Raw genomic sequence first — 4947 nt, forward strand, 5'->3', positions numbered from 1 at the left:
GGTATGTTCTCAAGTACTTCGGGAATGCTTCAAAATGTTGTTAATGAATCCGAAAAAACGGTGGAGCAAATTAATGAAATCTTAGTAGATTCGCAGAAGGCAGCTGAGTCTGTAGATGAGATTAGTGCTGTTACAGAGGAACAAGCTGCAGCATCTGCTCAAATTAATGAAATGATGGAAAATATGTTAGATACAATTCAAGAAACAGCATCAACTTCTGATAAAATGGCTGAGTCTATTATGATTCAGAAGTCAAAGAACGATGAGACTATTTCCATGATAGAGGAGATAAAGCAACTGTCAGAGGAGATAAAGCTAATGACAGGACAGTTCAAATGTTAGCCTAAAAAAATAGCAAAAACTTCAAAAGGTTGCGCCTTAGTTTTATATAAAATTTAAGGCGTTGCTTTTTCTTTTTGTGTGTGCCCATTTATGTTATAATAATAACGAAATTATATATAGAAAGAGTGATGCTGTGAAAGCGGAAATTATGAAATTACTAAGGGCGCAACAAGGGGAATACGTATCTGGAGAAGAAATTAGCAAACAGCTAAAAGTCTCAAGAACTGCTGTATGGAAGAATATTAATTTGTTGAGAAACGAAGGCTATGAAATTTTGTCAGTAACCAATAAGGGCTACAGATTAATTTCAGATGTAAAGGAATTAAATGAAGTTGAATTGAAGTATGCTTTAAAGGATTATAAATTAATAGAAGAGGCTTTGTTTTTTGATACTATTGATTCAACGAATCAAAAGGCAAAGTCGATTGGCTCCCAATTGGACTTTTGTCAGTCCTTGATTGTCTCTGATGAACAAACCAGTGGCAAAGGTAGATTAGGGCGACAATGGGAATCCGAAAAAGGCACTGGTATTTGGATGAGCCTTTTATTGAAACCCAATTTTACACCTGATTTGGCTTCGAGAATTACATTAATGGCTGCGGCGGCAATGAGTGATGCCATTGAATCTGAAACAGGGCTTGAAACTTCGATAAAATGGCCCAATGATATTGTCGTTGGTGGCAAGAAGGTATGTGGCATTCTAACAGAATTAAATGCTGAACTCAATCATATTAATTACTTAGTACTTGGTATCGGTGTGAATGTCAATACCAAAAACTTTGATTCAAGACTTAAGGACAAAGCGACATCCTTAAGTCTTGAATCAAACAATAAATGGATTAATCGATTAAATATCATTAAATTATTTGTAGAAAAATTTGAAATATATTATAATCAATTCGTTAATGAAAATGATTTTAGACCGGTAATAGAATACAATAGAAGAAAATCTATCACATTGAACAAGGAAGTTGAGATTATTTCCGGCAATGTCAAGAAGATAGCGTTTGCTTTAGATATAGATATGAACGGTAATTTGATCGTAAAAAATAGTAATGGCTCTAATGAAGCAATTTACTATGGAGAGGTATCCGTTCGCGGTGTCAATGGATATGTCTAAAATCAACAGGAGGAAAAATGTTATTAGCATTTGATGTAGGAAACTCAAATATCGTACTTGGTGTGTTTAAAGACAATGAGTTAATAACACACTGGAGAATGGCAACTGATAATGCCAAATCGGCTGACGAAATTGGCATATTTGTAAATCAGCTCTTCACTTATGAGAATTTATCTCTTAAAGATGTAGATGATGTTATCATATCATCGGTTGTACCACATGTAATGTATTCGTTACAACATATGGCGCTTAAATATTGTGAGAGAGAAGCAATTGTTATTGGTCCTGGCATAAAAACAGGCATGAATATTAAGTATGACAACCCAAGACAAGTTGGTGCAGACCGTATCGTAAATGCAGTTGCAGGTTTTAAGAAATTCGGTGGTCCAATTATAATTGTTGATTTTGGTACCGCAACCACTTTTTGTGCCATTAATGATAAATGTGAATATTTAGGTGGTGCCATATTACCTGGTATAAAAATATCTTCTGATGCTTTATTCCAAAGGGCAGCCAAACTAACACATGTTGAACTGGTAAAACCTGATAAAGTCATCTGTAAAAATACAAGTCAGAGCATACAAGCCGGTATTATTTACGGTTATGTGGGCAGCGTTGACTATTTGGTTAATAAAATGAAGGAAGAACTTGGGGGCGATGATATTAAAGTTATCGCGACTGGTGGTTTAGCGACACTCATCTCAACAGAGTCAGAGTCTATTGATCATGTTGAGAAGTTCTTAACCCTTGAAGGGCTTAACTTCATTTATCAAATGAACCGCACTAAGAAATAATGTTTTATGATCTGGAAAGAGAGTTATAAATGAAAATTGGAAGTTTTCAAACAGAAAACGACGTAATACTTGCCCCTATGGCAGGTGTGACGGATTTAGCCTTTAGATTAATTTGCAAAGAGTTCGGCGTTGGGTTAATGGTTACAGAAATGGTAAGCGTATCTGCACTCTATTATCAAGATAAGAAAACGCAAAGAATTATGGAGATTTTAGAAGCTGAAAAACCCATGTCACTTCAAATTTTTACAAAGGATCAAGAAAAGCTAGAAGCTGTAATGGATGTTTTAAATCAACACAATAATGATATCTTGGATATTAATATGGGTTGTCCAGCACCAAAAATCGTGAATAACGGTGAAGGTTCTGCTTTGATGAAAACACCTAAACTGGCGGAGAAAATTATTAAAACTGCTGTCAAGCATTCCGTGAAACCAGTGACTGTTAAATTCAGAAAAGGGTGGGATGAAAACAGTATTAATGCAGTAGAATTTGCTAAAATGGCTGAGGCGAGTGGTGTCAGTGCTATTGCCCTACACGGTAGAACAAGAGCACAAATGTATAATGGCAATGCAGATTGGGAAATCATTAAAGCGGTTAAGGAAGCCGTTAAAATACCTGTAATCGGAAATGGTGATGTCTTTGCTGTGGAAGATGCAAAAGCAATGAAGCAATTGACAAACTGCGATGGTATCATGATTGGTAGGGGTGTTCAGGGTAACCCTTGGTTGTTAAAGGAAGTTGCTACCTATTTGCAAACGGGTGAAATCATAAACCCACCAACCTTAGAAGATAAACAAAGAATTGCACTTAAGCACTTTGAGCTCTTATTGCAATATAAAGGCCCTAAAATTGGAACGCTTGAAATGCGCAAGCATGCAGCTTGGTATTTTAAAGGTTTGAAACATGCAAATGCATTTAAAAATGAAATCAATCGAGCAGAAGATCCTGAAGAGGTTAAAGGCATTATTATTCAAGCTTTTCAAGCAAATTGACTTTAGATTTTTAATGTACTATAATAGACTGAAAATAAGAATAATTGGAGGATGAGTGAATGGAAAATTTGAACGAATTACTGCAGATAAGACGTGAAAAACTTGCAAAATTGCGAGAAATGGGACAAGATCCATTTAAGATAGAGAAATATGAGAGAACTCACTTCAGTAAAGAGATTATCGATAATTTTGAAGCAATGAATGGACAGGTAGTTAGAGTAGCTGGAAGAATCATGGCAAAACGCGACATGGGTAAGGCTTCTTTTATTGATATTTTAGACAGTGAAGGTCGAGTTCAATCTTATGTTAGAAAAGATGCAATTGGTGAAGAAGTGTACGAGGTCTTCAAGACATATGACATCGGTGATATCGTAGGGGTAAGTGGTATCGTATTTAAAACACAAAAAGATGAGATTTCAATCAGATGTGAAGAAGTTATTCTTTTAAGTAAATCGCTTCAAGTATTACCAGAGAAGTGGCATGGCCTTAAGGATCAAGAAATTAGATACAGACAGAGATATGTAGATTTGATTGTTAATCCAGAAGTAAAAGATAAATTTATCATGAGATCTAAAATTATCAAAGCAATGAAAGACTACTTTGATAGAGAAGGTTTCCTAGAAGTGGATACACCAATTTTAAGTACAATTGCTGGTGGTGCTTCTGCAAAACCATTTATTACGCATCATAATACACTTGATATTGATATGTATATGAGAATTGCAAACGAGTTATATCTTAAAAGATTAATCGTTGGTGGCTTTGATCGTGTATATGAAATGGGCAAAATGTTCCGTAATGAAGGCATGAGTATGAAACATAATCCAGAGTATACTGCAGTAGAGCTCTATGCTGCATATGAAGATTATGAATATATGATGGAACTTACTGAAAACGTTGTTGCATATTGTTGTGAGCAAGTTCATGGCACAACTAAAATTGAATATCAAGGAACACCAATTGATTTCAAACCGCCTTGGATTAGAGCCTCTATGCATGATTTAGTAGAGAAAAAGACAGGTGTTAATTTCTACGGATTTGAAACAGATGAAGAAGCGCGCAAGGTTGCTAAAGATCAATTACACTTAGACGTGGAAAAACACATGAAAAAAGGACATTTGGTCAACTTGGCCTTTGAAGAGTTCTGTGAGAAGGATTTGGTTCAACCGACATTCGTTTTACACCATCCAGTTGAAGTATCACCTCTTGCAAAGAGAAATCCTGATAATCCAGAAATCACAAATAGATTTGAAGCATTCGTTAATACTTGGGAAATCGCAAATGCTTTCTCTGAGCTTAATGATCCAATCGATCAAAAAGAGCGTTTCGAAGAACAGCTTAAGCAAAGAGAAGCTGGTGACGAAGAAGCTCATATGATGGATGATGATTTCGTAAATGCACTTGAAGTAGGTCTTCCGCCTACTGGTGGATTGGGTATAGGTGTGGACCGTATGATCATGCTATTAACCAATGCAACTTCAATCAGAGATGTTATTCTCTTCCCTACAATGAAGCCGATTAAATAATTTACTCAAAGCCACTCGTCATGAGTGGCTTTTTTACGGTGTGCCAAGCATGGCACTAATCTAGCTGGTGTAAGTCCAGTCGCGGGTATTTACCGCCAAGCGTAGCGAACCACAAGTTGGTATCAGTAATGGTATGGATGAAGGAAGTGGTGTAGCAAAGTTCTTGAGCCTAC

Annotated in this window: 5 protein-coding genes; all 5 read left to right on the forward strand. The window is 36.1% G+C overall.

Annotated features, from left to right (window positions below; genetic code table 11):
* Positions 1-342: hypothetical protein (locus AC220I_RS18010; RefSeq protein WP_486725254.1), on the forward strand; the 342-nt coding region annotated here is incomplete at its 5' end.
* Positions 343-490: 148 nt separating this feature from the next.
* Complete coding sequence (locus AC220I_RS18015; protein ID WP_486725255.1) at positions 491-1462, forward strand: biotin--[acetyl-CoA-carboxylase] ligase; 972 nt, start codon at positions 491-493, stop codon at positions 1460-1462.
* A 17-nt stretch (positions 1463-1479) separates the two neighbouring features.
* Positions 1480-2256 carry a type III pantothenate kinase gene (locus AC220I_RS18020; RefSeq protein ID WP_486725256.1) on the forward strand — a complete coding sequence of 259 codons (777 nt, stop codon included), beginning with the start codon at positions 1480-1482 and terminating at the stop codon, positions 2254-2256.
* Positions 2257-2285: 29 nt separating this feature from the next.
* A complete protein-coding gene (dusB, locus tag AC220I_RS18025) occupies positions 2286-3248 on the forward strand; it encodes a tRNA dihydrouridine synthase DusB (RefSeq protein WP_486725257.1) in 963 nt (320 codons plus the stop codon).
* A gap of 59 nt (positions 3249-3307) precedes the next feature.
* On the forward strand, positions 3308-4774 hold the full coding sequence (lysS, locus tag AC220I_RS18030; RefSeq protein ID WP_486725258.1) for a lysine--tRNA ligase: 1467 nt from the start codon (positions 3308-3310) through the stop codon (positions 4772-4774).
* Positions 4775-4947 lie beyond the last annotated feature (173 nt).

The sequence above is a fragment of the Fusibacter sp. genome (assembly GCF_057447755.1).

Coding starts and splice junctions, on each gene's coding strand:
- AC220I_RS18015 (WP_486725255.1), top strand. CDS start 491: ATGAAATTACTAAGGGCGCAACAAGGGGAATACGTATCTGGAGAAGAA.
- AC220I_RS18020 (WP_486725256.1), top strand. CDS start 1,480: ATGTTATTAGCATTTGATGTAGGAAACTCAAATATCGTACTTGGTGTG.
- dusB (WP_486725257.1), top strand. CDS start 2,286: ATGAAAATTGGAAGTTTTCAAACAGAAAACGACGTAATACTTGCCCCT.
- lysS (WP_486725258.1), top strand. CDS start 3,308: ATGGAAAATTTGAACGAATTACTGCAGATAAGACGTGAAAAACTTGCA.